This is a genomic window from Methylobacterium frigidaeris, from assembly GCF_022179185.1.
GTDB lineage: Bacteria > Pseudomonadota > Alphaproteobacteria > Rhizobiales > Beijerinckiaceae > Methylobacterium > Methylobacterium frigidaeris.
Genome location: NZ_BPQJ01000031.1, coordinates 1 through 25,518, shown reverse-complemented (window position 1 = coordinate 25,518; position 25,518 = coordinate 1). Strand labels below are relative to the sequence as shown.

Genomic DNA, 25,518 nt, shown 5'->3' with positions numbered 1-25,518 from the left:
AGCGTACACCCGAGTATGCCCGCGCGGTGGTTCGGGACCGGTCCGGAACGGGCGCGGTCGGCGGGCCGCCGCCGGACGACGTGATTGAGGAGAATGAAGCCATTCGCAGACCTATGAGAGCCATGCCGGCCCCGCAGAAAGACGGGCCGCGCGCCAACCGGGACATCCGCGGCGTCCGCGAGGTGCAGCTCATCGACGATACCGGCCAGAACCGCGGTGTCATGGGCTTCTTCGAAGCGCTGCAGGTCGCCGAAGAGGCGGGCCTCGACCTCGTCGAGATCGCGCCGAACTCCGTGCCTCCGGTCTGCAAGCTTCTCGACTATGGCCGCTTCCGCTTCAACGAGCAGAAGAAGCAGGCCGAGGCGCGCAAGCGGCAGAAGACCGTCGAGGTCAAGGAGATCAAGCTCCGGCCCGGCATCGACAAGCACGACTACGAAGTCAAGATGAAGGCCGTGCAGCGGTTCTTCGAGGAAGGCGACAAGGTCAAGGTGACGCTCCGCTTCCGCGGTCGCGAGATGGCGCACCAGGATCTGGGTCTGCGCCTGCTCGAGCGCGTCAAGGCCGAGACGCAGGAAGTCGCCAAGGTGGAGAGCGAGCCGCAGCTCGAAGGCCGCCAGATGATCATGATCCTAGCGCCGCGCTAAACCGCACGGCGCCTTCTCCGCGTTTCTTTAGCAGCGCGGGATGGATCACGGAGCGCTCCGGGCGCGGGCTTCTTAAAAAACCCGCGCGGGGAGCATCGAAGGGCCGGGCATGTCCCGGCCCATCGCTTGTCTACTTCAGCAGAACGACCTGCGCGTCGCCGGTCCGGCGCACCACGTTCACCGTCACGTCGCTGCCGTGGCGATGGATCAGCAGGTCGACGCGGCTGTCGCCGAGCTTCAGGTTGCGGATCAGCACGTCGTCGAGGAAAGTCGGCAGGATCGGCTCGCGGAAACGGATCCGGTTGCGGTCGTGGCGCAACTCAAGCCCGAGGCAGGCGGCCAGGAACGCGAAGGGCGCCGCCGCTGCCCAGGCCTGCGGGCTGCATGCCACCGGATAGTTCGTCGGCCCGCGCTGCTTGCGCTGGATGAAGCCGCAGAAGAGTTCCGGCAGCCGCCGTCCTTCCTGGTAGAGCGAGGCGCCGTGCTGGCCCTCGAACACCCGCGCGGCCTCCGCCTTCAGGCCGTAGCGGGCGAGGCCCAAGGCGATCAGCGCGTTGTCGTGCGGCCAGATCGAGCCGTTATGGTACGACATCGGGTTGTAGCGCGCCTCGCCGCTGGCGATGGTGCGCACGCCCCAGCCGTTGAACCCGTCCTTCGACATCAGCGCCGCAGCGACGCTCTCGGCGCGCTCCGGATAGGCGATGCCGGTGAACAGCGCGTGGCCGGCATTCGAGGAGCGCACGGCGCAAGGGCGCTTCTCGCCGTCGAGGGCGAGGGCGTAGGTGCCGAGTTCGGGGAGATAGAACTTCTCGTCGAACGCCTGGCGCAACCGCTCGGCCTCGCCCTTCAGCCGCTCGGACAGACCATCGTCGCCCATGAGGGCGGCAAGTTTCGCGGCGCTCTTCTTGCCGGCGTAGACGTAGCCCTGCACCTCGCAGAGCGCGATCGGCCCCTGCGCCATCCGGCCGTCGGCGTGGAAGATCGAATCGTGGCTGTCCTTCCAGCCCTGGTTGGCCAAGCCCTTCTCGGTCTCGCGGGCGTACTCGACGAAGCCGTCCTTGTCCCGGTCGCCGTACTCGTCGATCCACTTCAGGGCGGCCAGGATGTTGGGCCAGATCGCCCGGATGGTCGCCTCGTCGCCGGTCTGCTCGTAATACTGTCCCGCCAGCATCACGAAGAGCGGCGTGGCGTCGATCGTGCCGTAATAGAGCCGGAACGGCACCTCGCCGAGGATCGCCATCTCGCCGTTGCGGGTCTCGTGCAGGACCTTGCCGGGCTGGGCGTCGGCGGCCGGATCGACGGTGGTTGCCTGGGTCGCCGCGAGGTGGCGCAGCACGCCCTTGGCGATCTCGGGATCGATCCACAGCGTCATCATGGCGGTGATGATGCCGTCGCGGCCGAAGACCGTGCTGTACCAGGGGATGCCCGCATAGGGGTAGACGCCGTTCGGCGTGCGACTGAGCAGCATGTAGAGGTCGGCCGTGGAGCGGCAGGCGGCCTCGTTGAACTGGTCGTTCGAGCTCTCGATGGTGGTGATGTTGGCGGTGGCCTTGCGCAGGTCACGGCGCGCGTCGCGGTAGGCGAGCGCGAAGGTCATGCCCTCGCCCTTCGGGTGGCCGTCCTCGCGGCGCGGGCTCGGATAGGCGGCGTGGGTGAAGGGCAGGGCGCTGCCGACCGCGGCCATACCCTCGCGGCCGAGATCGACCGTGTCGCAGATCGCCCGCACGAAGATCGAGGCGCGCCCGCCGGGGGCGAGCCGGACCTCGAACTCGGCCCTGTTCGCCTCGAGCCGCGCGGGCCTGGGGCCGAAGCGCAGGCGGGTGGTGCGGCGGCGCTCGTCGAGCCCGTCATAGGTGAACGTCACCTCGTTGGCGCCCGTCACCTCGACGCTGCGCTTGCCCCGATGGGCCCGGTCGCTGCCGCGTACCTCGAACAGGTCGCGGAAATCGGCGTCGAAGCTCAAGGTCACGCGCAGATGGCGCGGCTTGGTGTCGTAGTTGCGCAGGCCGATCCGGTCGTAGCAGGTGCCGCGGAACAGGAACTTGGTCCGCTCAAGCGCGATGATCTCGCGCGGGATGCTGGTCTCGTCGCCGGCGTCCAGCCGGATGTCCGGCGTCGTCAAGTCGACAGAGAGGGCGCCGTTGTCGTCCTGCACCACCGAGCCGAGCAGCATCGGCCGCTGGCCCTCGACGGTCAGCTCCAGGCGCGACAGGAAGCGCGTGTCCTGGAAGTACAGTCCCTCGGGCCCCGGGAAGACGCCGATATCGCCGTAGCTGTCGAGCACCGCGAAGGCATCGCCGTGCTTAAGCGAGCGCAACTGGCGCTCGACCAGCGAGGTCTGTGCCTCGATGTGGTATTGCGGCAGCGTCTCGTCGTCGGGGGCGGTCGCGACCATCGGCACGGCTTCACTCCTAAGGGCATTCGCTTCGCGAGGCGTCGCGGGGATCGGGGGCGAGATCTCGGGGCTCCGGACGGGCGTCCGGGCGGCAGCGGGAGGCGTGACCCGCGGCGATTCGCGGGTTGGCGTCCCACGCTAGAGCGAATGTGGGCCATCATGCGGCGGGCGCCAGGGGGAGGCGGGCGGTGTTTCGATCCGCGCTGCGCCCAAGAAGCCGCGCCCAAGAAGCCGCGCGCAAGAAACTAAGCCCAAGAAAAAGGCCCGGCCCCCTCGCGGGAACCGGGCCTCGTCGTCATCGACGGCTAGAAAGGTGGGTCAGACCGCCCGGAGCACCGGGCGCACCGTGGCACCATTGGCCGCACCGTTGAGGGCGGCGGGGGCGCCGATGGTCAGGCCCGGGATCTTGATCGCGTCCATGTCGCCCGCGAGCAGCGACTCGTAGGCGGCGACGTAGGAGCGGGCCATGACGCTCGCGGTGAAGCGGGTCTCGAAGTAGCGGCGCACGCCCTCGCGGCTCATCGCCTTGCAGGTCTCGACCGCCGCGATGGCCTCCTCCATCGAGTCGACCACGACGCCCGAGACGCCGTCCTTGATGACCTCCGGCACGGATCCGTTGCGCCACGCGATCACCGGGGTGCCGGCCGACATCGCCTCGATCATCACCAGGCCGAAGGGCTCCGGCCAGTCGATCGGGAAGGCCAGCGCCAGGGCATTGCCGAGGAATTCGTGCTTCTGGTCCTCGTTGATCTCGCCGATATACTCGACCAGCGGGTGGTGGGTCATCGGCTCGATGACCTCGTCCCAGTATTCCTGGTCCGCCTTGTCGACCTTGGCGGCGATCTTGAGCTTCACGCCCGAGGCCTTGGCGATCTCGATCGCCCGGTCGGGACGCTTCTCGGGCGAGATACGGCCGAGGAAGGCGAGATAGCCGCCGTCCTTCGAGGTGGCCGAAAAACGGCAATTCTCCGCCGGCAGGCCGTGATGGATGGTCTCGAGCCAGTTGGCGTTCTCGGGCATCGGGCCGCGCTGGTGGTCGGAGATCGACACCAGGGGCATGCCCGTGAAGGTGCGGTAGACCGGCATGAAGTCCGGCACGTCGAGCCGCCCGTGCAGGGTGGTGACGCACTTATGGTTCAGGTCCTCGAACAGCGGGTACTGCAGGAGGTCGATGTGGAAGTGGATGACGTCGAACTCGTCCGCCCGCCGGCGCAGATGATAGAGCATGGCGAGGTGGCTGGCGACGTGGTCGCGGATGCCGGCGAGCCGGAGCCCCTCCGGGCAGCAGGCGACCAGCTTGGCGCTGGTCTCCGAGTCGCCGCTCGCGAACAGCGTGACGTCGTGGCCCTGCCGGACCAGCTCCTCGGTGAGCCACGAGACGACACGCTCGGTGCCGCCGTAGAACTTCGGCGGAACGGCTTCCGCGAGAGGGGCTACCTGGGCAATGCGCACGACGGATTCTCCTGAGACGCCAAACGGGGGCGGTTCACGTTGGCGGGGACTAAGCAGGATGGGGCCTGAGCGGGACATGAACGAAACCGCGCACCCACGCTTATGGTTCCGGTGCATTGCACAACGCTACCGCGAGGGCCGGTTCGTTCCCGTCTCACACAGGGGTGCAGCGCCCGACGATGCGACGATTGCGTGAAGCCCCGGTCCCTGCTATAGCGCGCGCCTCGCCGAACCGCCCGGCCGTGAGGGCTGCCGTGGCGGTTCGTGTCGCTCCACACCTTCGATCGAGCGCGATCGTCGGGGCCCGCCCGTGGCGGATCCCCGGTGGAGTTCGCGTCAGGAGAGCAAAATGCCCAAGCTGAAGACCAAGTCGGGCGCCAAGAAGCGCTTCAAGATCACCGGGACCGGCAAGGTCATGTACGCCCAGGCCGGCAAGCGCCACGGCATGATCAAGCGGACCACGAAGCAGATCCGCAACCTGCGCGGCACGACCACCCTCTTCGAGGGCGATGCCGCCAACGTGAAGAAGTACTTCCTGCCGAACGCCCGGTAAGAGCCGGCTTCGCCGAGAAGACGCTTCGTCCCGCACTCTGTTTCGTAGAACCCCCAGGAGATCACCATGGCCCGCGTCAAGCGCGGCGTGACCAGCCACGCCAAGCACAAGAAGGTTTTCAAGGCCGCCAAGGGCTATTACGGCCGGCGCAAGAACACGATCCGGATCGCCAAGCAGGCGGTCGAGAAGGGCATGCAATATGCCTACCGCGATCGTAAGAACAAGAAGCGCAACTTCCGCGCCCTGTGGATCCAGCGCATCAACGCCGCGGTCCGCCCGCACGGCCTGACCTACTCGCGCTTCATCGACGGCCTGGCCAAGGCCGGCGTGCAGGTCGACCGCAAGGCCCTGTCGGAGCTCGCCATCCACGAGCCGGCGGCCTTCGTCGCCGTGGTCGAGACGGCCAAGTCGGCCCTGCCGGCCGAGCTCGTCAAGGCGGCGTAAGCCGCCGGCACCTCGGGCCCGCACCCTCACGCGGGCCTGATCCGTCGAGACTGCCCCATCACGGCCCGCCCGCGCGGGCCGTTTTGCGTTGCGACGACCGTTTCCGCCGCCCGGGTTGACGGAGCGGGGCGGCGCGTTGCAGGGCATCCGCGAGCCCCGATTGAGCAGACCATGACCGATCTCACCAGCCTCGAAACCGATCTCCTTGCCAAGGTCGCCGACGCCGCCGACGAGGCGGCGCTCGACGGCGTGCGCGTCGCGGCCCTCGGCAAGAAGGGCGCCGTCTCCGAGCTGCTGAAGACCTTAGGGACCATGAGCCCCGAGGCGCGCAAGGAGCAGGGCCCGTTGATCAACGGCCTGCGCGACCGGGTCCAGGGCGCGATCCAGTCCCGGCGCGAGACCCTGGCGGAAGCGGCGCTGACGGCGCGCCTCGCCGCCGAGCGGATCGACGTGACCCTGCCGGTGCGCGAGGGGCCGGAGACGCGCGGGCGCATCCACCCGATCACCCAGGTGATGGACGAGATCACGGCGATCTTCGGCGATATGGGCTTCTCGATCGCCGAAGGCCCGGACGTCGAGACCGACGAGCTGAACTTCACGGCGCTCAACTTCCCCGAAGGCCACCCGGCCCGGGAGATGCACGACACCTTCTTCCTGCGGCCCGACCGGGACGGGAAGCGCAAGCTCCTGCGCACCCACACCTCGCCGGTCCAGGTTCGTACGATGCGGTCGGTCCAGCCGCCGATCCGGGTGATCTGCCCCGGCCGCACCTACCGGCACGATTCCGACCAGACCCACACCCCGATGTTCCACCAGGTCGAGGGCCTGGTGATCGACCGCCAGGCGAACATCTCCCATTTGAAGTGGATCCTGGAGGAGTTCTGCAAGGCGTTCTTCGAGGTCGACAGCGTCAAGATGCGCTTCCGGCCGTCGTTCTTCCCCTTCACCGAGCCCTCGGCCGAGGTCGACATCCAGTGCTCGCGCAAGGGCGGCGAGATCCGCTTCGGCGAGGGCGACGACTGGCTCGAGATCCTCGGCTGCGGCATGGTGCACCCGAACGTGCTGCGCAATTGCGGCCTCGACCCGGACACCGTGCAGGGCTTCGCCTGGGGCATGGGCATCGACCGGATCGCGATGCTCAAATACGGCATGCCGGACCTGCGCCCGTTCTTCGAGGCCGACGTGCGCTGGCTCGAGCATTACGGCTTCCGGCCCCTCGACATCCCGAGCCTGGTCGGCGGCCTGACCGGCTGAGAGACGCTTCGGAGAGGCGCGCCATGACCGTGGACGAGATCACGACGATCGCCGACGAGATTCTGACACGCAACTATGCCGGAGCCGGCTACGAGCGGGTCGAGGTGCGCCCGGGCTACAACCAGACCGACGAGCGGTCGCTGTTCGTCGTCGCCCCTTTCGAGCCCGGTGCAGGACTGACCGGCGGGGCGGAAGCGAACGCTGCGAATGCGGCGATCCGGCGAGTGCTGCTCGAGCGAGGGGAGGAGCGCTTCCCCTACCTCGATTTCGACTATCCGGACGACGAGATCCTCGGAGACGACGACGAGAATTACCGGGACGCGGAAGAGGACGCCTGATGCCGCGGCTCGGTAATCCCCTCGTCTACGATCTCCTCGATGTCGCCGACGCGCTCGCCGAGCAGGGTGGGCGTCGCAACCTGCAGAAGGCGGCGATGCGGCGCGCCGTGAGCAGCGCCTATTACGCCGTGTTTCACGGGCTCTGCTTCGTCTGTGCCCGGGCGCTCGGTGTCTGGACACGCGATGCTGCGTTGGTCGAGCCGATCTACCGGCTCCTCGATCATGGCCAGGTTCGCAAGCGCCTGGCCACGCGCGAGGCCGCCGAGCTCGGGCCGGTCATCGCGGAGATCGGGGTCGCCTTCGCTGATCTGCAGGATCGCCGGCACAAGGCCGATCACAGCCCGCCGGGCCTGGACATCAGTCGCGACGCCACCCGCATCGCCGTCGCCCGCAAGACCATTCCCGACCTCGAATCCCTCGACGACGACCAGCGCCGCCGGCTGGCCGTCCTCCTCATCACGAAGACCCGGCTCGCCTGAGCCGAGAGGTTACACGCATGAAATTCACCCTCTCCTGGCTCAAGGACCACCTCGACACCGACGCCCCCCTCGACGTGATCGTCGAGACGCTGACCCGCATCGGCCTGGAGGTCGAGCGCGTCGAGGACAAGGCCGCGGATCTGTCGGCCTACCGCATCGCCGCCGTGCTCACCGCCGAGCAGCACCCCAACGCCGACCGGCTGCGGGTCTGCACCGTCGACACCGGCGAGGGCGCCCCCGTGCAGGTGGTCTGCGGCGCGCCGAACGCGCGCGCCGGCATGAAGACCGTGTTCGCCCCCCCCGGCACCTACGTGCCGGGCAAGAACATCACCCTGTCGGTGGGCGTGATCCGCGGCGTCGAGAGCCGGGGCATGCTGTGCTCCGGCGCCGAGCTCGGCCTGTCGGACGACCATGACGGCATCCTCGACCTGCCCGCCGAGGCGCCGGTCGGCCAGCCCTACGCGGCCTTCGCCGGCCTCGACGACCCGGTGATCGAGATCAACCTGACGCCGAACCGGCCCGACTGCACCGGCATCCACGGCATCGCCCGCGACCTGGCGGCGGCCGGCATCGGTACCCTGCGGCACGAGCAGCTCGCGCCCGTGCGGGGGGAGGGGGCCTGCCCGGTCTCCGTGACCCGCGACTTCGCCCCCGAGGATGCGCATCTCTGCCCGCTCTTCGGCCTGCGGCTGGTGCGCGGCGTGAAGAACGGGCCCTCGCCCGAATGGATGCGCCGGCGCCTGACCGCGATCGGCCTGCGGCCGATCAATGCGCTCGTCGACATCACCAACTACATCACCTTCGACCGCGGCCGGCCGCTCCACGTCTTCGACGCCGCCAAGGTGAAGGGCAACCTCACCGTGCGCCGCGCCCGCGACGGCGAGGAGGTGCTGGCCCTCGACGGGCGCCAGTATCGGCTCGACGACGGCACGATCGTCATCGCCGACGAGAACGGCGTCGAGTCGATCGCCGGCATCATGGGCGGGGAGCATTCGGGCTGCGACGAGGGCACGACCGACGTGCTGATCGAATCGGCCCTGTGGGACCCGCTCACCATCGCCCGCACCGGCCGGCGCCTCGGCATCGTCACGGATGCCCGCTACCGCTTCGAGCGCGGGGTCGATCCGGCCTTCGCCCTGCCGGGCCTCGACCTGGCGACGCGCCTGGTGCTGGACCTCTGCGGCGGCAGCCCGAGCGAGGCGACCGTGTCGGGCGAGGTGCCGGACACCGACCGCATCATCGACTTCCCCTGGACCGAGGTGCGCCGGCTCTCCGGCCTCGACCTGCCGCGGCCGGAGATGAAGGTGACGCTGGAGGCGCTGGGCTTCCACGTCGCCGGCACCGGTGACCGGGCCAAGGTGCTGGCCCCGTCCTGGCGCCCCGACGTCGAGGGCAAGGCCGACCTCGTCGAGGAGATCGTGCGCATCGCCGGCCTCGACCGGATCGAGCCCAAGCCCCTGCCGCGGATCGAGGCGACGGTGATCCGCCCGGTCCTCACCGTGATGCAGAAGCGCACGCGGCAGGCCAAGCGCGAATTCGCGGCGCGGGGCCTCGTCGAGGCGGTGACCTGGTCCTTCATCGCGCATGCCGACGCCACCCTGTTCGGCGGCGGCAAGCCGGAGCTGGCGCTGGCCAACCCGATCGCCGCCGACCTCTCCGACATGCGTCCGAGCCTGGTGCCGGGCCTCGCCCGGGCGGCGCAACGCAACGCCGACCGCGGATACGGCGACGTCGCCCTGTTCGAGGTCGGACAGTGCTTCGCCTCCGACCAGCCGGAGGGCCAGACCACCAAGGCGACGGCGCTTCGCCGCGGCTCCGCCCGCCACGGCGGCGCCGGCCGGCACTGGGACGGATCGGCCCGCCCGGTCGATGCCTTCGAGGCCAAGGCCGACGCGCTCGCGCTGCTCACCTCCCTCGGCGTGCCGACCGGCGGCCTCCAGGTCGTCGCCGGCGGGCCGGACTGGCTGCATCCCGGCCGCTCCGGCACGCTCCAGTTCGGGCCGCGCAACCCGGTCGGCTTCTTCGGCGAGCTGCACCCGCGGGTGCTGAAGGCGCTCGACATCAAGGGCCCGGTGGTGGTCTGCGAGATCACCCTCGACGCCCTGCCGCTGCCGAAGCACCGGCCGACCAAGATGAAGCCGGCGGCGAGCCTGCCGGACTTCCAGCCGCTCACCCGCGACTTCGCCTTCGTGGTCTCCCGTACCGTGGCGGCGGGCGATATCCTGAAGGCGGCGCAAGCGGCCGAGCGCAACCTCGTCACCGGCATCGAGGTGTTCGACGTCTACGAGGGCGCCGGGATCGGCGAGGACCAGAAGTCCGTCGCCGTGGCTTTGCGGCTCCAGCCGACCGAGCGCACCCTCACCGACGCCGAGATCGAGGCGGTGAGCCAGAAGATCGTCGCCGAGGTGACGCGCAAGACCGGCGCGACCCTGCGGGGCTGATCTTGAAACCGGCCGGCGGCGCGTTGCGCGCCGCCGGGAGAGACAGGCGGGAGGAGGCGGGCATGGCAGAGACCGATCTGATCCGGGCGCTGTCGGGGGCGACCTATCTGCCGGAGGAGGCCCTGGAACGGGCGCTGGCGGCGCCGGACTCGATCGCCGAGCAGGTTCTGGCGATCCTCGACCGGGCCGCCGACGGCGAGGAGCTGACCGAGCCCGAGCGGTGCCTGCTGTTCTGGGGCATCCACGTCCTGGCCTCGGTCCGGGACACCCGGATCCACGCAGCCCTGATGCGCCTCCTGCGCCGCGACGACGACGCGATCGCGGCGGCACTCGGCGAGGATTACCCGAACACCCTCGCGAGCCTCGTCGCCAGCAGCTTCGACGGCGATGCCGACCGGCTGCTGGCCGCCATCGCCGGCGAGGCTCCCGTCGGCATCGCGCGGATGCAGCTCTTCCACGCCCTCGCGCTGCTGACCGCGGACGGGCGCGTCGATCGCGACACGGTGAAGGCATTCCTGGTCCGCTTCGACGACGAGCGCCTGGGCGCTCCCGACGCGGAGGAGGTCTGGCAGGGCTGGGAGGACGCGATCTCTCTGCTCGGCTTCGACGACCTCGTCCCCCGCCTCAAGGCGGCGCGCAAGGATGGCCGCAATGCCGGTACCATCGTCGGCTGGAAGATGGTGCAGGACACCCTCAAGGAAGCCCGCCTGCGACCGAAGAGCCGCGATCGCTTCGCCGATCTGACGATCGACTACCTCGATGACCTGATCGGTGTGCTCGATCACACCCGCGAGGGCGCCGACGACTACCTGCCCGATCTCGACAAGAACGGCCTGCCGATCCCCGAGCGCAACCCCTACCGCGACATCGGCCGCAACGATCCGTGCCCTTGCGGCAGCGGCAAGAAGTTCAAGAAGTGCTGCCTCGACAAGGTCGAGCAGGGCTTCGCCGCCCTGCCGCCGCTGCCGCCGCTGCGCTGATATCGGGGGGTCGGACCGCGCCCGAGGTGGACGGCACGCTGACGTGTCGTGGGCGCGCCGTGATCCGTTCCGCCGTCCAGGCGCGACGCTGCAAGCGACGCGCCCTCCCTTCCGTATAAGGTAAATTTCGCATCTAAGTGCCGCAAAAGCGGGCAATTGCCCGTGCGGCATACTTGATGAAACCTCCGCGATCCGCACCTTCGTCATGCGCCGGCACGATTGTTGGCTTTCATAACGATGGCGAAGAAACAGTTATATAGAAGATCATTGCGATGAATATATTCCTAAAAACGACAATGTCAAAATTGTTTACGGAATTTTCTGAAACATGGCGCAGCGTTGGCCTCATCGTTCTTTGAGGTAGGTGAGCCATCCGATGCGAATCCACATGCGTGCACGCTTGTACGGCGGCTTCACGCTTCTGGCGATCCTTGCGGCCGTGATGGGCGGTTTCGCCTATCGGCAGTCCGAGAGTCTCGACGAGATGTACAAATACAAGGCTCAGCTTGAGCGGGCGGCTCGCGAACTCTACACGGTGAACGGCCTGACCGACCGCTTCCTGGCTCAGAGCCTGAAGTACCGGATGACGCCGAGCGCGGACGCGGCGGCCGGCATGCAGTCCAGTCTGTCGGACATCACGCAACTGACCGAGGGACTCGTGCGGCGGGCTTTGTCGAATGAGCGGCGAGCGCTCTACGCCGGTCTGCACGACCAGTCGAGCCGTCTCGCCGCGGAACTCCCGAAACTGGTCGCACTCGGCACGCAGATCCGCGAGAACAAGGCCGGGGTCTACACCTCGGGCGACGACCTGACCAAAGCCTCGGGCGCGCTCAACACCCAGCTCCGGTCCGGCGACGAGACGATCCTGGATCAGGCGGTGGAGATCGAGCGAACCCTGCTGCTGTTTCGTGTCATGAACTGGCGCTTCCTGGCGACGACCGACCCGAAGACCCGCGCGCTCTCGGCCGCGACCTTCACCAGCGCCGAGGCGACGATCGCGAAGCTGAAGCCGCTGAACCTGACGTCGGCGCAGCGGCGGGATCTCGGCATCGTCGAGGAGGCCCTGCTGCGCCTCAACCGGCACATCACGGCCGCCGCCGCCGCGATGCTCGAGAGCGAGGCGCTCTACGAGCAGAGCCTGAAGACCAAGGCGGAGGCGCTCGTCGCCACCGGCACGGAGGTGCGCGCCAAGCTGGACACCGTGCTGCAGGACATCACCGCGCGCAGCAGCGCCACGATGGAATCGACGAAGCAGGTGCAGGTCGTGCTGCTGGCGCTGATCCTGGCGATCAGCGCCGCCCTGGCCGTCCTGATCGGGCGCAGCATCACCCGCCCGATCTCCGGCATGACCCGGGCGATGAGCCGCCTCGCTGCGGGCGAGACCGCCATCGCGGTCCCGTCGCAGGATGCCACCGACGAGATGGGCGAGATGGCGCGGGCCGTGGAGGTCTTTCGTCAGAACGCGGTGGCGCGCGTCGCGCTGGAGGCCGACCAGGCCGCCCAGCAATCCGCCCGCCAGCGCCGCGCCGACCGGGTCGACGCATTGATCAGCGCCTTCCAGCAGCGGGTCGCCGGCTCGCTCGAGATCGTCACCTCGGCCGCCTCCGAGCTCGACGTCACCGCCCGCTCGATGACCCAGGTTGCCGACGGCACCAACGCCCAGGCGGTCGCCTCCAGCGCCGCCGCCGAGGAGACCTCGGCCAACGTCCAGACCGTCGCGGCGGCGGCCGAGGAGATGGTGGCCTCGCTGCGCGAGATCGAGCGCCAGGTGGTGCATTCACGGGAGGTCGCCGGCCACGCGGCGCAAGAAGCCGACGCCACCAACGTCGCCATGGCGAGCCTCGACACCGCAGCGACCCAGATCGGGGCCGCCGTCACCACGATCTCGGCCATCGCCAGCCAGACCAACCTCCTCGCCCTCAACGCGACCATCGAGGCCGCCCGGGCGGGCGCGGCCGGACGCGGCTTCGCGGTGGTGGCGGCGGAAGTGAAGGAACTGGCCGGCCAGACGGCGCGGGCGACCGAGGAGATCGGCGGGCAGATCACGGCGATCCAGGCCGCCACCGATCGGGCGAGCACCGCCATCCGGCAGATCGGCGGCACGATCGCAGTGCTGAACGAGATCAGCAGCGCCATCGCCGCGACGGTCGTGGAGCAGACGGCGGCGACGGCGGAGATCTCCCGCAACGCCAACGAGGCGGCGCGCGGCACCCAGGACGTTTCGTCCAGCGTCGCCCGCGTGCTGTCGCTGGCGGACGAGACCGGCGGCGCGGCCTCGCAGGTGCTCGCGGCCGCCGCCGACCTGGCGACTCAGTCCCTGACCGTCAAGCAGGAGGTCGACGGCTTCCTGGGCGAGATTCGGGCGGCCTGAGCGATTTCGGGAACAGGTGGGGCGGCGTCTAGCGGTCCGCCCCGCTCAAGGGGTTGCCTGGGTCCCAGGCGTAGGACAGCGTCTCGAAGCGCAGAGAACGGGCGTCGACCATCAGCAGGCGCCCCACCAGGGGCTCCCCGAAGCCGGCGATGGCGCGGATCACCTCGAGCGCCATCAGCGAGCCCATCAGGCCGGCGAGGGCGCCCAGCACCCCCGCCTCGGCGCAGGTCGGCACCGAGCCGGCCGGCGGCGGGCTCGGGAAGAGGCAGCGATAGGTCGGGTTCGGCCGTCCGTCCGACCCGGTCTCGTGAGCTCGGATCGTGGTGAGCGAGCCGTCGAACTGGCCGAGGGCTGCGGTCACCAGCGGCCGGCGGGCCCGGTAGCAGGCATCCGAGACGGCGTAGCGAGTGGAGAAATTGTCCGAGCCGTCGGCGACGAGGTCGTAAGCAGCGATCAGCGCTTCCGCGTTCTCCGGCGTCAGCCGGGTGGCGTGGGCCTCGATCCGGACATTCGGGTTGAGCCGGGCCACCGCCTCCGCCGCGCTCTCGACCTTCGGCCGGCCGATATCGGGCGTGCCATGAATCACCTGGCGCTGCAGGTTCGAGAGCGAGACCGTATCGTCGTCGACGATGCCGATCGTGCCGATCCCGGCCGCCGCCAGGTACTGGATCAGCGGCGCGCCGAGGCCGCCGGCGCCGATCACCAGCACCCGCGCCGCCTTGAGGCGGACCTGGCCGGGGCCGCCGACCTCCCGCAGCACGATGTGGCGGGCGTAGCGTTCGATCTCGTCGGGGCTGAGCGCGGTCATGCGGCACTGGTTAAGCGAGACGCCGGGCGCGGGGAAGGGCCTCGGGGGAAGGGCTGCCATGGCGATGGTTCTCATCCGCGCCGATCGGCGCTACGGCTCGCGGCCATCCGCAGGCCCTCGAACCACCGGCTGCCCGTGACCGACTCGCACGCCCCCCTCACCGATTCCCCGCTGGACCTTGCCCAGGGGCTGATCCGCTGCCCCTCCGTGACGCCGCACGAGGGCGGGGCGCTCGCCTACCTCGCCGGGATCCTCGACCAGGCCGGGTTCGTGGTCGAGCGTCCGGTCTTCTCCGAGCCGGGCACGCCCGACATCGAGAACCTCTACGCCCGCATCGGTCACGGGCCGTGCCTGCTGTTCGCCGGCCACACCGACGTGGTGCCGCCGGGCGACGCCGCTGCCTGGCGTCACGATCCGTTCGCCGGCACGGTCGAGGGCGGGGAGCTGTTCGGCCGCGGCGCCGTCGACATGAAGGGCGGCATCGCCTGCATGCTGGCGGCAGTGCTCGCCTTCCTCGCGCGGCGCGGGCCGGATTTCGGCGGCGCCATCGCGTTCCTGATCACCGGCGACGAGGAGGGGCCGGCGGTGAACGGCACCGTCAAGCTCCTCGACTGGGCGCGGGGCCGGGGCGAGCGCTTCACGCATTGCCTCCTCGGCGAGCCGACCAACCCAGACACCCTCGGCGAGATGATCAAGATCGGCCGGCGCGGCTCGCTCACCGCGAGCCTCACCGTGCATGGGGTTCAGGGCCACGTCGCCTATCCGCACCGGGCCGAGAACCCGATCCCCGGCCTCCTGCGTCTGGCACAGGGGCTGCTGGCTGAGCCGCTCGATGCCGGCACGGCGCATTTCGACGCCTCGAACCTCGAATTCACCACGATGGATGTCGGCAACCCGTCGACCAACGTGATCCCGGCCGAGGCGCGGGCGACCTTCAACATCCGCTTCAACGACCTCTGGACGCCCGAGACCCTGGCCGCCGAGCTGGAGCGGCGCCTCGCCGAAGCCGCGGGAAACCGCGTGCGCTACAGCCTCGACGTGCGCCCGACCAACTCCGTCGCCTTCCTGACCGCGCCCGACGCCTTCGTGGAGCAGGTCGCGGACGCGATCGAGGCCGAGACCGGCCGCCGGCCCGTCCTCTCGACCACTGGCGGCACGTCGGATGCCCGCTTCATCAAGGATGCCTGTCCGGTGATCGAGTTCGGCCTCGTCGGGCAGACGATGCACCAGGTCGACGAGAGGGTGACGGTCGCCGATCTCGACCGGCTCACGGCAATCTACGAACGGGTGCTGGAGGCGTATTTCCCTCTCGCCCCCGCGACGTAGCGTCAGGCTTGACCGGCATTAGACGAAAGTTGAATCTGCCGGTCTTGATCCCCGGGAGGCCGTCGATGTTCGTGAGCGCTGACGAGGTGGTCCGCTCCTTGCGCGGCACCGCCGGCCTGATCGGCTTCCGGTCGGATGCCCTGCACCACTTCGACGTGAGCGAGCGCGGCTTCTGGCGCTCCTTCGGAGCTGTCTGGCTAACCGCGCCGGCGGTCACGGTGGCTCTCGCCCTGGAGCGTGGGGCCGGCACGGCGCCGTTCCAGCTCGACCACGTCACGGTGGCGGTCCTCGCCGGGGTGATGGCGGGCTTCCTCGCCGTGCCGCTGGCGATGATCGCCGTCCTGCGCCGTCTCGGCCGCACGCGGGCCTACGTGCCCTTCGTGGTCGTCACCAACTGGTGTCTCGCGACGGGCCTCGCCGCCCTGGCGCTCCCGGGCTGCCTGCTGCTCCTCGACCTCGCGACGCCGGGCCTCGCGGCGCTCGATGCCGGCGCCTTCCTGGTGGTGATGCTGTGGCTGCACGGCCGCGCCACCCGGGCGATCCTCGACCTGCCGGGACCGGCTGCGGCCTTCGTCACGCTCGCCTGCTTCGGGCTGATCGCCGGCATCGCCGGCGGGGCGCACACCCTGGTGTGACCGAATTTTCGCCGCGACACAGCTCAATGCCCAACGTGCGGCAAGTAGCGGATGGCCGCGATCAGGATGCCAACCCCCGCCGCGGCCAGCGTGCCGAGCTTCACGATCATCCGCTGTTCGAGGAGCTATAAGTCGGCCCGGCCCGCCGCCAAACCCAGATCCGTTCGGTGGGACAGGTCCACGATCTTCTGGGCGAGATCGACGATTTTCGCGTCCAGGCGAAGTTCGGTCTCTCGCAGGTCTGCCTTCAACCGATTCTCGGTCTCCCGCAGATCGGTCTTCAGCGAGGCCTCGGCCTCTCGCAGGTCCGTCCTCAGCGCGATCTCGCTCTCCCGCAGGTCGACCTTCGTTGCGAGCGATGCCAGATCCGACTCGCGCCCATCCTTCAACACGCCCGTGATCGCCTCGGCCTGATCCTCCGACAGACCGGGCGCCTTGAGCCGGCGGACGAGGGCGTCGGTGTCGAAGGCGGTCATGGTCGGTCGCTCGGCTCCGGCACTCCCAACGATGTCAGAAACGCCTCAGGCGGCCAAGCGTGCAGCAGTGACGCAAGGTCATCCGAACTCAACCGGATAATCCACCCCGATCAGCGTCAGCCCGCCGGAGGGGGCGAGGGGCCCGCAGCGGGTGCGGTCGCGGGAATCGAGCACGTCGCGCACGCCCTGGGGCGTCAGTCGGCCGCCACCGGCCAGCATCAGGGTGCCGACCATGCCGCGCACCTGATGGTGCAGGAACGAGCGCGCGGCGGTGATGACGACGATCTCCTCGCCCTCGCGCGCCACGTCGAGCCGGTCGAGGGTGCGTACCGGGCTGTTGGCCTGGCACTCCGCCGCCCGGAAGGCGGAGAAATCGTGCCGGCCGAGCATCAGCTGCGCGGCTTCGTGCATCCGCCCGGCATCGAGGGCCCAGGGCACGTGCCAGACGAAGCCGCGGGTCAGCGCCGGCGGGGAGCGGCGGTTGAGAATGCGGTAGCGGTAGTGGCGCTTGATCGCCGAGTGGCGGGCGTCGAAATCCGGCCCGACCTCGGCCGCCGCGATCACCGCCACCGGCTCGGGCCGCAGATGGGCGTTGGCGGCGTCGCGCACGGTGTCGGTGCGCCAGGGCTTGTCGAGATCGAGATGGACGACCTGATGCGTGGCGTGCACGCCGGCATCGGTGCGCCCGGCGCAGTGAACCCGGACCGGCCCGCCGACGAATCGGGCGATCGCCTCTTCCAGCGCCTGCTGCACCGAGCGATCGGCGGCTTGGCGCTGCCAGCCGGCGAAGGCGGTGCCGTCATACTCGACGACGAGCTTGTAGCGGGGCATCAGGCGAGGCGGGTGCCCGGCGCGAGCCGCCGGCCGCGGGCGAAGTCCTCGAACGGCATCGCGCCCTTGCCGGCGGGCTGCACGGTGACGAGGCGCAGAGCGCCCTCGCCGGCCGCGACCGTGCCGGCAGCATCGAGCAGCGTGCCGGGCTCGCCCGACCCCTCGGCGAGCCGCGCCCTCAGCACCTTCACCCGCTCCGGCCCGCGGCCGAGATCGGCCGTGACGTAGGCGCCGGGGAAGGGCGACAGGCCGCGCACCCTGTCGTGGAGGGTTTTAGCCGGCTGCGACCAGTCGAGCCGCGCCTCCTCGTTGGTGATCTTGTGGGCGTACTCGACACCCTCCGGGCTCTGCGCCCGGAACTGAAGGTTGCCGCGCTCCAGCGCCCCGAGCGCCCGCGCCATCAGGTCGGCGCCGAGCGGCATCAGCCGGTCGTGCAACTCGCCGGACGTCATGTCGGGGAGAATACCCACCCGCTCGACCATGCCGACCGGGCCGGTATCGAGGCCCGGCTCCATCCGCATCACCGCGACGCCGGTCTCCTCGTCGCCCGCCATCACGGCACGCTGGATCGGCGCCGCGCCGCGCCAGCGCGGCAGCAGCGAGGCGTGCAGGTTGAGGCAGCCGAGGGCCGGCGAATCGAGGATCGCCGGGGGGAGGATCATGCCGTAGGCCACCACCACGGCGACGTCGGCCGCATGGGCGCGGAAGGTCTCGGCCGCCTCCTCGGTGCGCAGGGTCTTCGGCGTCAGGACGGGGAGGCCGAACTTCTCCGCCAGGGCCTGGACCGGGGAAGGCCGCAACGCCATGCCGCGGCCGGCCGGGGCCGGCGCGCGGGTATAGACCGCCACGACCTCGTGGCCGCCGCCGACGATCTCGGCGAGGGTCGGCACCGCGAAATCCGGGGTGCCCATGAACACGACCTTGAGGGGCATGATCGTTACGCGGCTTCGCGCTTGGCCGCCTTGGCGAACTTCTTCATCACCCGGTCGCGCTTGAGCTTCGACAGGTGGTCGATGAACAGCACGCCGTTGAGGTGGTCGATCTCGTGCTGGAGGCAGGTGGCGAGCAGGCCGTCGGCCTCCTGCTCCACGGTCTCGCCATCGAGGGTGCGGAAGCGCACCCGCACCCGGTCGGGCCGGATCACCTCGGCGTAGTAGTCGGGGATCGACAGGCAGCCCTCCTCGTAGGGCCGTGTCTCCTCCGAGGACCAGACGATCTCGGGATCGAGGAGAACCAGCGGCTTGCGGTCCTCCTTCTCCTTCGAGGTGTCGATGGTGACGATGCGCACCGGCTCGCCGATCTGGATGCCGGCGAGGCCGACGCCGGGGGCGTCGTACATCGTCTCCAGCATGTCGGCCGCGAGCTTCCGCACGTCGCCGGTGATCGTGCCGACCGGCGCCGAGATCTCGCGCAGGCGCGCGTCCGGCAGGATGACGAGGGGACGGATGCTCATTCTTGCGCCAGGAATTCGGGGAGTCGGGCGCCGATCGGCGCCCGCAAGTCTCCGGGAGATAAGGATTCGTGTCCACCGGGTCAAACCCGATGACGGCCGACGCTAGAACGCGGTGCGCTGGCGGATCGCCGCCGACAGGGTGCCCTCGTCGAGGTAATCGAGCTCGCCGCCGACCGGCACGCCGTGGGCGAGCCGTGTCACCTTGATCGGCAGGTGGGTCAGGAGCTCGGTGACGTAGTGGGCGGTGGTCTGGCCATCGACCGTGGCGTTGAGCGCCAGGATCACCTCGCGCATCTCGGGCGCGCTCACCCGCTCGACCAGGCGGCCCAAGTTCAGGTTCTCGGGTCGCACTCCGTCGAGAGCCGAGAGCACGCCGCCGAGCACGTGGTAGCGGGCCGTCACGGCGCCGGAACGCTCCAGCGCCCACAGGTCCGACACGTCCTCGACCACCACCAGCATCGAGGGATCGCGGCTCTGGTCGCGGCAGATCGTGCAGGGATCCTGCGTGTCGACGTTGCCGCATTCGTGGCAGACCACGATCCGGTCGGCGGCGACCCGCATGGCGTCGGCCAGCGGCGCCAGCAGCGTCTCGCGCTTCTTGATGAGCTGGAGGGCGGCGCGGCGGGCCGAGCGCGGCCCGAGGCCGGGCATGCGGGCCAGGAGCTGGATCAGCCGCTCGATCTCCGGGCCCGCGACGGCCTGGGGCATGAAACTCGGGCCCTGTCTTGAGGAGGATGCGCGATGTCTCCCTCCCCCTGCGGGGAGGGGAGACGGGCTAGAACGGCAGCTTCATGCCCGGAGGCAGGGGAAGGCCCTTGGTCAGCTCCTGCATCCGCTCCTGGGCGGCGCGCTCGGCCTTGGCCTTGGCATCGTTCAGCGCCGCGACGATCAGATCCTCCAGGATCTCCTTCTCGTCCGGCACGAGCAGAGCGGCGTCCAGGGTGAGGCCCTTCACGTCGCCCTTCGCGGTCATCGTCACAGAGACGGAGCCGCCGCCGGAGGCGCCCGTGACCTGGACGGCGTCGAGCTCGGACTGAAGGTCGGCCATCTTCTGCTGCATGGCCTGGGCCTGCTTCATCAGTCCCATGATGTCCATGGCGGCGTCCTCGCGGTGTGAGAGAGCATTCAGGAGGAATGTGGGGTGTCGGCGGGCTGCCGGCTACCGGTCTGGCCGTTACAGGTCCGGATCGTCGGAATCCGGCGGCGGGACGTCGCCGAGATCGGGTGGGTCGGGCGCCTTGTCGCGCACGTCGACGATCTGGGCGCCCGGGAAGTTCTTCAGCACCGCCTGGACCAGAGGATGGCTCGCGGCGCCCTGGTGGCGGCTCTGAACCGCGGCCTTGGCGCGGGCATCGAGCGTCGCCTCGCCGGTCTCCTGCGACAGGGCGACCACCCAGCGCCGGCCGGTCCACAGAGTCAGGGCGTTGCCGAGTTCGTTGGCGAGCGTCGGTCGCCCGCCCTCGGCGAGGCGGAACTCGATGCGTCCGTCCTCGAACCGGACGAGATGCACGTCCCGCTCCAGGGCCATCTTCAGGCCGATGTCGCGGCGCTCGTCGGCGAGCGCCACCACGTCCTCGAACCGCCGCAGGCGCGGGCCGGATTCGGCTTTCGCGGCGGGGTTGGACCGGGCCGCATCGGGCCTGGCGGCAGGCGCGGGCTGGACCAGGGTCGGGCGCGGCATTGCGGCGGGCGGAGCCGGACGGGGCGCCGCTTCGGCTGGGGAAGCTTCCGGCAGGCTGCGCGCCAGGGCTGGCGCCGCGGGACTCGCGGCGCGCAGGACCGTGGCGGAGGCCGGAACCGGGGCTGCGGTCTGCATCACCGGGGCCACCGCCGGGGCCGCCTGCATCGTGGGCGCGCCCGCGGACGTGCCCGCGGACGTGCCGGCCGGTGCCCGGACCGGGAGAGCGAGGCTGCCGCCCTCCTTGATCTGGCGCAGGGCCTCGTCCGGCGTCGGCAGATCGGCGGCGTAGATCAGGCGCACGAGCGCCATCTCGGCCGCGGCCAGCGGCCGGGTCGCCGTCTGCACCTCGGGAATCGCCTTGAGCAGGATCTGCCAGGCACGGGACAGGGCCCGCACCGAGAGCCGGTCGGCGAAATCGCCGCCGCGCACCCGCTCGACCTCGCTGAGCGAGGTGTCGGCGCGGGCGGAGTCGGGGGCGAGCTTCAGCCGGGTGACGAGATGGGTGAACTCGGCAAGATCAGAGAGCACCACCGCCGGATCGGCCCCTGCCTCGTGCTGGGCCCGCAACTCCGCGAAGGTGGCGGGAACGTCCCCGCGCATCGCCGCCTCGAACAGGTCGACGACCCGGGCCCGGTCGGCGAGGCCGAGCATGTCGCGCACCGTCTCGGCGGTGACGTGGCCGGCACCGTGGGCGATCGCCTGGTCGAGGAGCGAGAGCGAATCGCGCACCGAGCCCTCGGCGGCCCGCGCGATGGCTGCGAGCGCCTCAGACTCGGCCGCGACGCCCTCGGCGTCGCAGATCTTCTGGAGATGCGCGATCAGGGCGCCGGCCTCGACCCGGCGCAGGTCGAAGCGCTGGCAGCGCGACAGGATGGTGACCGGAACCTTGCGGATCTCGGTGGTGGCGAAGACGAACTTCGCGTGCGGCGGCGGTTCCTCCAGCGTCTTCAGGAAGGCGTTGAACGCCTTCTCGGACAGCATGTGGACCTCGTCGACGATGTACACCTTGTAGCGCGCCGAGACCGGCGAGTAGCGGATGCCGTCGATGATCTGGCGGACGTCGTCGATGCCGGTATGCGAGGCGGCGTCCATCTCCAGCACGTCGATGTGCCGGGATTCCATGATGGCGGCGCAGTGGAGGCCGAGCCGGGGAAGCCGGATCGTCGGCCCGGCATTGGGATCGTCGGGCAGGGCGTAGTTGAGGCCACGAGCGAGGATGCGGGCCGTGGTGGTCTTGCCGACGCCGCGCACGCCGGTGAGCATCCAGGCCTGCGGGATGCGGCCGGCCGCGAAGGCGTTCGCCAGGGTGCGCACCATGGCCCCCTGGCCGATCAGGTCGTCGAAATCCTTCGGGCGGTACTTGCGCGCCAGGACCCGGTAGGCGGGGGCCGGTGGAGTCGGAGCGGCGCTGAACCCGGGGAGACCCGGCTCGTCGATCGAGGGCGTGCCGGAGGTCTCGTCCATGCGCTCGCAGGGTCGTGAGGGCGGCCCCCGGGAAGGGGGCGCACGCGCTCCTGAAAGGGGGTGGGTGGGAGGCTGGACGAAAACCCGCTCGGTCTCGTTAGGGCTGCTTCCTTCCGGACCTGACCCGGTTGGCGAGTGAAACGTCCCTCGCCAACCTCCCGGGCCTTATATGGCGGGACGCCGCCGGAAACGCAAGCGCGGGTCTGGCCTGGTCGCGTCCCCAGGTTTGAGTCGGCCGGCAACCGAGCCGAGCCTGCGCCCCGCACTCGTCCCGTCCGCCCGCGCGATCCTGTCGTCTGGGTTTCCGTGGCCCCGAACCGGGAGAATCGCATGTCCTGCTACGTCGGAGCCGGTGGGAGCCGGTAGGGTGCTCGACCTGAGACGCTGCCTCCGGGGGGCGCATGGCTCCGCGGCGGTGGCGCGTTGTAAGAGCTTCGTCGTCACCGGAGACCCTGCCGCATGCGCCTCCCGCTTCTCGCCGTCGCCCTTCTGACCGCCAAGGCGGTGTCCGCCGCTCCCACCTACGGGCCCGAGCTCGAGGGTTTCGACTATCCCTACCCGGTCAAGCGCCACGCCCTCACGTCGCAGGGACAGGACCTGTCGATGGCCTTCATGGACGTGACGCCGGAGCGCCCGAACGGCCGCACCGTGGTGCTGCTCCACGGCAAGAACTTCTGCGCCGCCACCTGGGGCGACACCGCCGGCGTCCTGGCGCGGGCCGGCTACCGGGTGCTCGCCCTCGACCAGGTCGGGTTCTGCAAGTCGACGAAGCCCGTCGGCTACCAGTTCAGCTTCAACCAGCTCGCCACCAACACCCACGGGCTGCTCGCCGCCCTCGGCATCCGGCGAGCCACCATCGTCGGGCACTCGATGGGCGGCATGCTGGCGGCCCGCTACGCCCTGATGTTCCCCGACGCGGTCGAGCAGCTGGTGATGGTCGATCCCCTCGGGCTCGAGGACTGGCAACAGAAAGGCGTGCCCTATCAGACCATCGACGACGCCTACGCCGCCGAGCGCAAGACGAGCGCGGCCGGCATCAAGGCCTACCAGCTCAAGTTCTACTACGACGGCCAGTGGAAGCCCGAATACGACCGCTGGGTCGAGATGCAGGCCGGGCTCTACGCGGGTCCCGGCGCCGAGCGCGTGGCCTGGAACCAGGCCCAGACCTCGGACATGGTGTTCACCCAGCCAGTGGTGCACGAATTCGACCGCCTGGTCGTGCCGACCGTGCTGATGGTCGGCGACAAGGACCGCACGGCTCCGGGCGCCAACCGCGCCGCGCCGGCCCTCGCCGCGACGCTGGGGCGCTACGACCGGCTCGGACCCGAGGTGACGGCGCGGATCAAGGGGGCGAGGCTGGTGATGTTCGAGGGGCTGGGCCACTCGCCGCAGGTCGAGGCACCGGACCGGTTCCATGAGGCGCTGCTGAGGGAGCTGGCGGCCAGATGAGGCGGCCCGGTGAGGCGGCCTTTACCGGCCGCTGTTGCTGAGCTGTCCGGGGAAAGAAGAGGCGCGGGGAGAGGGGAAGAACCCGCGCCTGAGCTACTCCCGGACCAACCCCAACAGATCCTCCGGCAGATCCCCACGCCGGGCCCGCTCGGCCAGGCACAGGAGCAAGGCCACGCTCGGCCCGTCGGTGATCGCCCCCGACAACGATTCGACCACCGCCTCGGCGAAGGGCAGGCGGCGCACCCGCAGGCTCTCCTGCGGGTCCGGATGGGCCGGACCGCGGCGCAGGTTCCAGGCGACGAAGCCCGGCACCCGCTCGCTCGAGATGCCCGGCGAGGCGTCGAGGCGCAGCAGCTCGAGCCAGGATTCGGCCTCGTCGCCGGTCTCCTCCGCGAGTTCGCGCCGGGCGGTGGCGAGGGCATCGTCGGTGACCGGACCGGAGCCGCGGGGCAGTTCCCAGGTGAAGCGGTCGAGCACGTAGCGGTACTGGCCGATCAGGGTGACCCGGCCTTCGGGATCGACCGGCAGCACCGCGACACCGAACACCTTGAAGCGCAGGGCGACGTGGGGGTGCTCGCGGCCGGATTCGTGGCGGAGCTGATCCAGATCGACGCCGAGATAGCGGTCCTCGTAGCGGCGCTCGCGCGCGAGCGTCACCCAAGGGTTGGTGCGGTTGATCATGCGCGCCTGCCGTCCGTGGCGATTCCGCATCCTTGCAGGATGCGGGCCGGCAACGCGGGGCGGGCGCGAAAGATCGCTCCGCCCCGGATCCTCACAGCGTTTCGAGCAGCCGCTGCATCAGCCGCGTGCGCGGGGCGATCGAGGAGATCAGGCCGTATTCCTGGAGCGTGTGCGCCCCGTCGCCGTCGATGCCGAGGCCGTCGAGGGTCGGGACGCCGAGGGCGGCGGTGAAGTTGCCGTCCGAGCCGCCGCCGGTCAGCGGCACCTCGCCGAGCTCGATCCCGAGCTCGTCCCGCGCCAGCGACCGGGCATGGGCATAGAGCGCGGCACCCGCTCCGGCGTCGTAGGGCGGCCGGTTCATGCCGCCGGTCACCGTCACGCGAAAGTCCTCGGTGGCGGAAAGCCCGAGGATCCGGCTCGCGTAATCCTGCCCGTCCGCCGCGGTGACGACCCGCAGGTCGACGGCGAAGCGGCAATGCTGCGGCACCACGTTCTCGGCGGTGCCGCCGGCGATGATTCCGACCGTGATGGTGACGCCGCGGGCGTAATCGGTCAGCCCCTCGATCTCGAGGATCAGCCGGGCGGCCTCCCGGATGGCGTTGCGGCCGTCGGCGTGGCGGGTTCCGGCGTGCGAGGGGCGGCCCTCGACATGGACGTCGAAGCGCCCGACGCCTTTGCGTCCGGTCACCACCTTGCCGCCGTCGCGGCCGGGCTCGGTTACCAGAACGGCGGCGCTTCTGCGGCCCAGATCCTCGATCAGCGAGCGGGTCGATTGCGAGCCCGTCTCCTCGTCGCTGGTGAACAGGAAGGTAAGGGGGCGCCGCGCAAGGCCGGACCGGGACGCCGCCGCGAAGGCCTGGAGCGCCAGCCAGGCACCGCCCTTCATGTCGTAGACGCCCGGGCCGTAGAGCCGGTCGCCCTCGACCCGTACCGGCAGATCGCTGGCGAGCGTGCCGATCGGGTGCACGGTGTCGAGATGGGAGAGGACCAGGATGCCGGGCTCGCTCGTTCGCGGCCCCGCCCGCAGGATCAGGTTGTCGCCGAACCCGTCCCGACCCGGCACCCGCTCCGCGGCGAGGCCGAGAGTGGCGGCCTCGTCAGTGACGAGGTCCATCATCCGGTTCACGCCCTCGGCCGAATCCGTCGGGCTCTCCACCGCCAGCCAGCGCGAGATGGCCGCGACGGCGCGCTCCGGCGAGACGTCGGTGGGCAAGGGGGACGGGGTCATCGGGAGCCTCGGGAATGATCTAACAGAGAGACGGCGTCACCGCTTCGGCGCGCGAATTGCGGCGCAATCAAGAAGCGCGCCTCATACCCTCGCGCCTTCGCATCGACGCGTCGATGCGAAGGCGACCGGCGCATC

24 protein-coding genes and 1 other RNA gene are annotated in these 25,518 nt (G+C 70.2%); 12 read left to right on the top strand and 13 right to left on the bottom strand.

What is annotated here, in order from left to right; translation table 11 throughout:
• Window positions 1-122 precede the first annotated feature (122 nt).
• Window positions 123-644: a translation initiation factor IF-3 gene (gene infC, locus MFF64_RS25370; protein WP_063928361.1), complete on the top strand. Its 522-nt coding sequence runs from the start codon at window positions 123-125 to the stop codon at window positions 642-644.
• A gap of 130 nt (window positions 645-774) precedes the next feature.
• On the opposite strand, the gene MFF64_RS25365 is transcribed toward infC, so the two are convergent.
• On the bottom strand, window positions 775-3,039 hold the full coding sequence (locus MFF64_RS25365; protein WP_099898589.1) for an amylo-alpha-1,6-glucosidase: 2,265 nt from the start codon (window positions 3,037-3,039) through the stop codon (window positions 775-777).
• Between the two features lie 318 nt (window positions 3,040-3,357).
• On the bottom strand, window positions 3,358-4,491 hold the full coding sequence (locus MFF64_RS25360; RefSeq protein WP_099898561.1) for a glycosyltransferase family 4 protein: 1,134 nt from the start codon (window positions 4,489-4,491) through the stop codon (window positions 3,358-3,360).
• 349 nt (window positions 4,492-4,840) lie between these two features.
• On the opposite strand from MFF64_RS25360, the gene rpmI reads away from it, so the two are divergent.
• From rpmI to MFF64_RS25320, 8 genes are all read left to right on the top strand, one after another.
• Complete coding sequence (gene rpmI / locus MFF64_RS25355) at window positions 4,841-5,044, top strand: 50S ribosomal protein L35 (RefSeq protein WP_007561407.1); 204 nt, start codon at window positions 4,841-4,843, stop codon at window positions 5,042-5,044.
• A gap of 66 nt (window positions 5,045-5,110) precedes the next feature.
• Window positions 5,111-5,488, top strand: coding sequence for a 50S ribosomal protein L20 (gene rplT, locus MFF64_RS25350; RefSeq protein WP_048451616.1), 378 nt, complete (start codon window positions 5,111-5,113; stop codon window positions 5,486-5,488).
• 171 nt (window positions 5,489-5,659) lie between these two features.
• On the top strand, window positions 5,660-6,742 hold the full coding sequence (gene pheS, locus MFF64_RS25345; RefSeq protein WP_099898563.1) for a phenylalanine--tRNA ligase subunit alpha: 1,083 nt from the start codon (window positions 5,660-5,662) through the stop codon (window positions 6,740-6,742).
• A 23-nt stretch (window positions 6,743-6,765) separates the two neighbouring features.
• On the top strand, window positions 6,766-7,080 hold the full coding sequence (locus tag MFF64_RS25340) for a hypothetical protein (RefSeq protein WP_099898565.1): 315 nt from the start codon (window positions 6,766-6,768) through the stop codon (window positions 7,078-7,080).
• On the top strand, window positions 7,080-7,559 hold the full coding sequence (locus MFF64_RS25335) for a hypothetical protein (RefSeq protein WP_099898567.1): 480 nt from the start codon (window positions 7,080-7,082) through the stop codon (window positions 7,557-7,559). Before MFF64_RS25340 ends, MFF64_RS25335 begins: the two co-directional genes overlap by 1 nt.
• 17 nt (window positions 7,560-7,576) lie before the next feature.
• Window positions 7,577-10,000, top strand: a complete 2,424-nt coding sequence (gene pheT / locus MFF64_RS25330; protein ID WP_099898569.1) for a phenylalanine--tRNA ligase subunit beta — start codon at window positions 7,577-7,579, stop codon at window positions 9,998-10,000.
• Window positions 10,001-10,062: 62 nt separating this feature from the next.
• On the top strand, window positions 10,063-10,980 hold the full coding sequence (locus MFF64_RS25325) for a DUF1186 domain-containing protein (protein ID WP_099898571.1): 918 nt from the start codon (window positions 10,063-10,065) through the stop codon (window positions 10,978-10,980).
• Between the two features lie 388 nt (window positions 10,981-11,368).
• On the top strand, window positions 11,369-13,351 hold the full coding sequence (locus tag MFF64_RS25320) for a methyl-accepting chemotaxis protein (protein ID WP_238192729.1): 1,983 nt from the start codon (window positions 11,369-11,371) through the stop codon (window positions 13,349-13,351).
• 28 nt (window positions 13,352-13,379) lie between these two features.
• Here MFF64_RS25320 and MFF64_RS25315 read toward each other — a convergent pair whose 3' ends face one another.
• Complete coding sequence (locus tag MFF64_RS25315) at window positions 13,380-14,159, bottom strand: HesA/MoeB/ThiF family protein (RefSeq protein ID WP_099898573.1); 780 nt, start codon at window positions 14,157-14,159, stop codon at window positions 13,380-13,382.
• Between the two features lie 135 nt (window positions 14,160-14,294).
• Between MFF64_RS25315 and dapE the strand changes: the two genes are divergently transcribed.
• Entirely contained in the window at window positions 14,295-15,485 is a 1,191-nt protein-coding gene (dapE, locus tag MFF64_RS25310; RefSeq protein ID WP_425324285.1) for a succinyl-diaminopimelate desuccinylase, read from the top strand.
• A gap of 65 nt (window positions 15,486-15,550) precedes the next feature.
• Window positions 15,551-16,120, top strand: coding sequence for a hypothetical protein (locus MFF64_RS25305; RefSeq protein WP_099898575.1), 570 nt, complete (start codon window positions 15,551-15,553; stop codon window positions 16,118-16,120).
• Window positions 16,121-16,245: 125 nt separating this feature from the next.
• On the opposite strand, the gene MFF64_RS25300 is transcribed toward MFF64_RS25305, so the two are convergent.
• The 8 genes from MFF64_RS25300 to ffs form a co-directional block, all read right to left on the bottom strand.
• On the bottom strand, window positions 16,246-16,596 hold the full coding sequence (locus MFF64_RS25300) for a CCDC90 family protein (protein ID WP_099898577.1): 351 nt from the start codon (window positions 16,594-16,596) through the stop codon (window positions 16,246-16,248).
• Between the two features lie 78 nt (window positions 16,597-16,674).
• Window positions 16,675-17,427 (bottom strand): tRNA pseudouridine(38-40) synthase TruA, encoded by a 753-nt coding sequence (truA, locus tag MFF64_RS25295; protein WP_099898579.1) that lies wholly within the window; start codon window positions 17,425-17,427, stop codon window positions 16,675-16,677.
• The gene (gene fmt / locus MFF64_RS25290) at window positions 17,427-18,359 is read right to left on the bottom strand and encodes a methionyl-tRNA formyltransferase (protein WP_099898581.1); all 933 of its coding nucleotides are present in this window, start codon (window positions 18,357-18,359) and stop codon (window positions 17,427-17,429) included. The genes truA and fmt overlap by 1 nt, the downstream gene beginning before the upstream one ends.
• A gap of 5 nt (window positions 18,360-18,364) precedes the next feature.
• A complete protein-coding gene (def, locus tag MFF64_RS25285; RefSeq protein WP_099898583.1) occupies window positions 18,365-18,880 on the bottom strand; it encodes a peptide deformylase in 516 nt (171 codons plus the stop codon).
• Window positions 18,881-18,982: 102 nt separating this feature from the next.
• Window positions 18,983-19,588 (bottom strand): recombination mediator RecR, encoded by a 606-nt coding sequence (gene recR, locus MFF64_RS25280; protein ID WP_099898585.1) that lies wholly within the window; start codon window positions 19,586-19,588, stop codon window positions 18,983-18,985.
• A 67-nt stretch (window positions 19,589-19,655) separates the two neighbouring features.
• Window positions 19,656-19,976, bottom strand: a complete 321-nt coding sequence (locus MFF64_RS25275) for a YbaB/EbfC family nucleoid-associated protein (protein ID WP_099898587.1) — start codon at window positions 19,974-19,976, stop codon at window positions 19,656-19,658.
• A 78-nt stretch (window positions 19,977-20,054) separates the two neighbouring features.
• The gene (locus MFF64_RS25270; protein WP_238192728.1) at window positions 20,055-22,025 is read right to left on the bottom strand and encodes a DNA polymerase III subunit gamma/tau; all 1,971 of its coding nucleotides are present in this window, start codon (window positions 22,023-22,025) and stop codon (window positions 20,055-20,057) included.
• Window positions 22,026-22,088: 63 nt separating this feature from the next.
• Window positions 22,089-22,185: signal recognition particle sRNA small type (gene ffs, locus MFF64_RS25265), an RNA gene on the bottom strand.
• A gap of 299 nt (window positions 22,186-22,484) precedes the next feature.
• Here ffs and MFF64_RS25260 point away from each other — a divergent pair.
• On the top strand, window positions 22,485-23,474 hold the full coding sequence (locus MFF64_RS25260) for an alpha/beta fold hydrolase (RefSeq protein WP_099903826.1): 990 nt from the start codon (window positions 22,485-22,487) through the stop codon (window positions 23,472-23,474).
• Window positions 23,475-23,567: 93 nt separating this feature from the next.
• On the opposite strand, the gene MFF64_RS25255 is transcribed toward MFF64_RS25260, so the two are convergent.
• Entirely contained in the window at window positions 23,568-24,155 is a 588-nt protein-coding gene (locus MFF64_RS25255) for an NUDIX domain-containing protein (RefSeq protein WP_238192727.1), read from the bottom strand.
• Between the two features lie 91 nt (window positions 24,156-24,246).
• The gene (locus MFF64_RS25250; protein WP_099899209.1) at window positions 24,247-25,383 is read right to left on the bottom strand and encodes a M20 family metallopeptidase; all 1,137 of its coding nucleotides are present in this window, start codon (window positions 25,381-25,383) and stop codon (window positions 24,247-24,249) included.
• Between the last annotated feature and the right edge of the window lie 135 nt (window positions 25,384-25,518).

Excerpts from the sequence above, each read along its gene's own strand:
- infC (WP_063928361.1), top strand. The coding sequence starts at position 123 with ATGCCGGCCCCGCAGAAAGACGGGCCGCGCGCCAACCGGGACATCCGC.
- MFF64_RS25365 (WP_099898589.1), bottom strand. The coding sequence starts at position 3,039 with ATGGTCGCGACCGCCCCCGACGACGAGACGCTGCCGCAATACCACATC.
- rpmI (WP_007561407.1), top strand. The coding sequence starts at position 4,841 with ATGCCCAAGCTGAAGACCAAGTCGGGCGCCAAGAAGCGCTTCAAGATC.
- rplT (WP_048451616.1), top strand. The coding sequence starts at position 5,111 with ATGGCCCGCGTCAAGCGCGGCGTGACCAGCCACGCCAAGCACAAGAAG.
- pheS (WP_099898563.1), top strand. The coding sequence starts at position 5,660 with ATGACCGATCTCACCAGCCTCGAAACCGATCTCCTTGCCAAGGTCGCC.
- MFF64_RS25340 (WP_099898565.1), top strand. The coding sequence starts at position 6,766 with ATGACCGTGGACGAGATCACGACGATCGCCGACGAGATTCTGACACGC.
- MFF64_RS25335 (WP_099898567.1), top strand. The coding sequence starts at position 7,080 with ATGCCGCGGCTCGGTAATCCCCTCGTCTACGATCTCCTCGATGTCGCC.
- pheT (WP_099898569.1), top strand. The coding sequence starts at position 7,577 with ATGAAATTCACCCTCTCCTGGCTCAAGGACCACCTCGACACCGACGCC.
- MFF64_RS25325 (WP_099898571.1), top strand. The coding sequence starts at position 10,063 with ATGGCAGAGACCGATCTGATCCGGGCGCTGTCGGGGGCGACCTATCTG.
- MFF64_RS25320 (WP_238192729.1), top strand. The coding sequence starts at position 11,369 with ATGCGTGCACGCTTGTACGGCGGCTTCACGCTTCTGGCGATCCTTGCG.
- MFF64_RS25315 (WP_099898573.1), bottom strand. The coding sequence starts at position 14,159 with ATGACCGCGCTCAGCCCCGACGAGATCGAACGCTACGCCCGCCACATC.
- MFF64_RS25305 (WP_099898575.1), top strand. The coding sequence starts at position 15,551 with ATGTTCGTGAGCGCTGACGAGGTGGTCCGCTCCTTGCGCGGCACCGCC.
- MFF64_RS25300 (WP_099898577.1), bottom strand. The coding sequence starts at position 16,596 with ATGACCGCCTTCGACACCGACGCCCTCGTCCGCCGGCTCAAGGCGCCC.
- truA (WP_099898579.1), bottom strand. The coding sequence starts at position 17,427 with ATGCCCCGCTACAAGCTCGTCGTCGAGTATGACGGCACCGCCTTCGCC.
- fmt (WP_099898581.1), bottom strand. The coding sequence starts at position 18,359 with ATGCCCCTCAAGGTCGTGTTCATGGGCACCCCGGATTTCGCGGTGCCG.
- def (WP_099898583.1), bottom strand. The coding sequence starts at position 18,880 with ATGAGCATCCGTCCCCTCGTCATCCTGCCGGACGCGCGCCTGCGCGAG.
- recR (WP_099898585.1), bottom strand. The coding sequence starts at position 19,588 with ATGCCCCAGGCCGTCGCGGGCCCGGAGATCGAGCGGCTGATCCAGCTC.
- MFF64_RS25275 (WP_099898587.1), bottom strand. The coding sequence starts at position 19,976 with ATGGACATCATGGGACTGATGAAGCAGGCCCAGGCCATGCAGCAGAAG.
- MFF64_RS25270 (WP_238192728.1), bottom strand. The coding sequence starts at position 22,025 with ATGGACGAGACCTCCGGCACGCCCTCGATCGACGAGCCGGGTCTCCCC.
- MFF64_RS25260 (WP_099903826.1), top strand. The coding sequence starts at position 22,485 with ATGCGCCTCCCGCTTCTCGCCGTCGCCCTTCTGACCGCCAAGGCGGTG.
- MFF64_RS25255 (WP_238192727.1), bottom strand. The coding sequence starts at position 24,155 with ATGATCAACCGCACCAACCCTTGGGTGACGCTCGCGCGCGAGCGCCGC.
- MFF64_RS25250 (WP_099899209.1), bottom strand. The coding sequence starts at position 25,383 with ATGACCCCGTCCCCCTTGCCCACCGACGTCTCGCCGGAGCGCGCCGTC.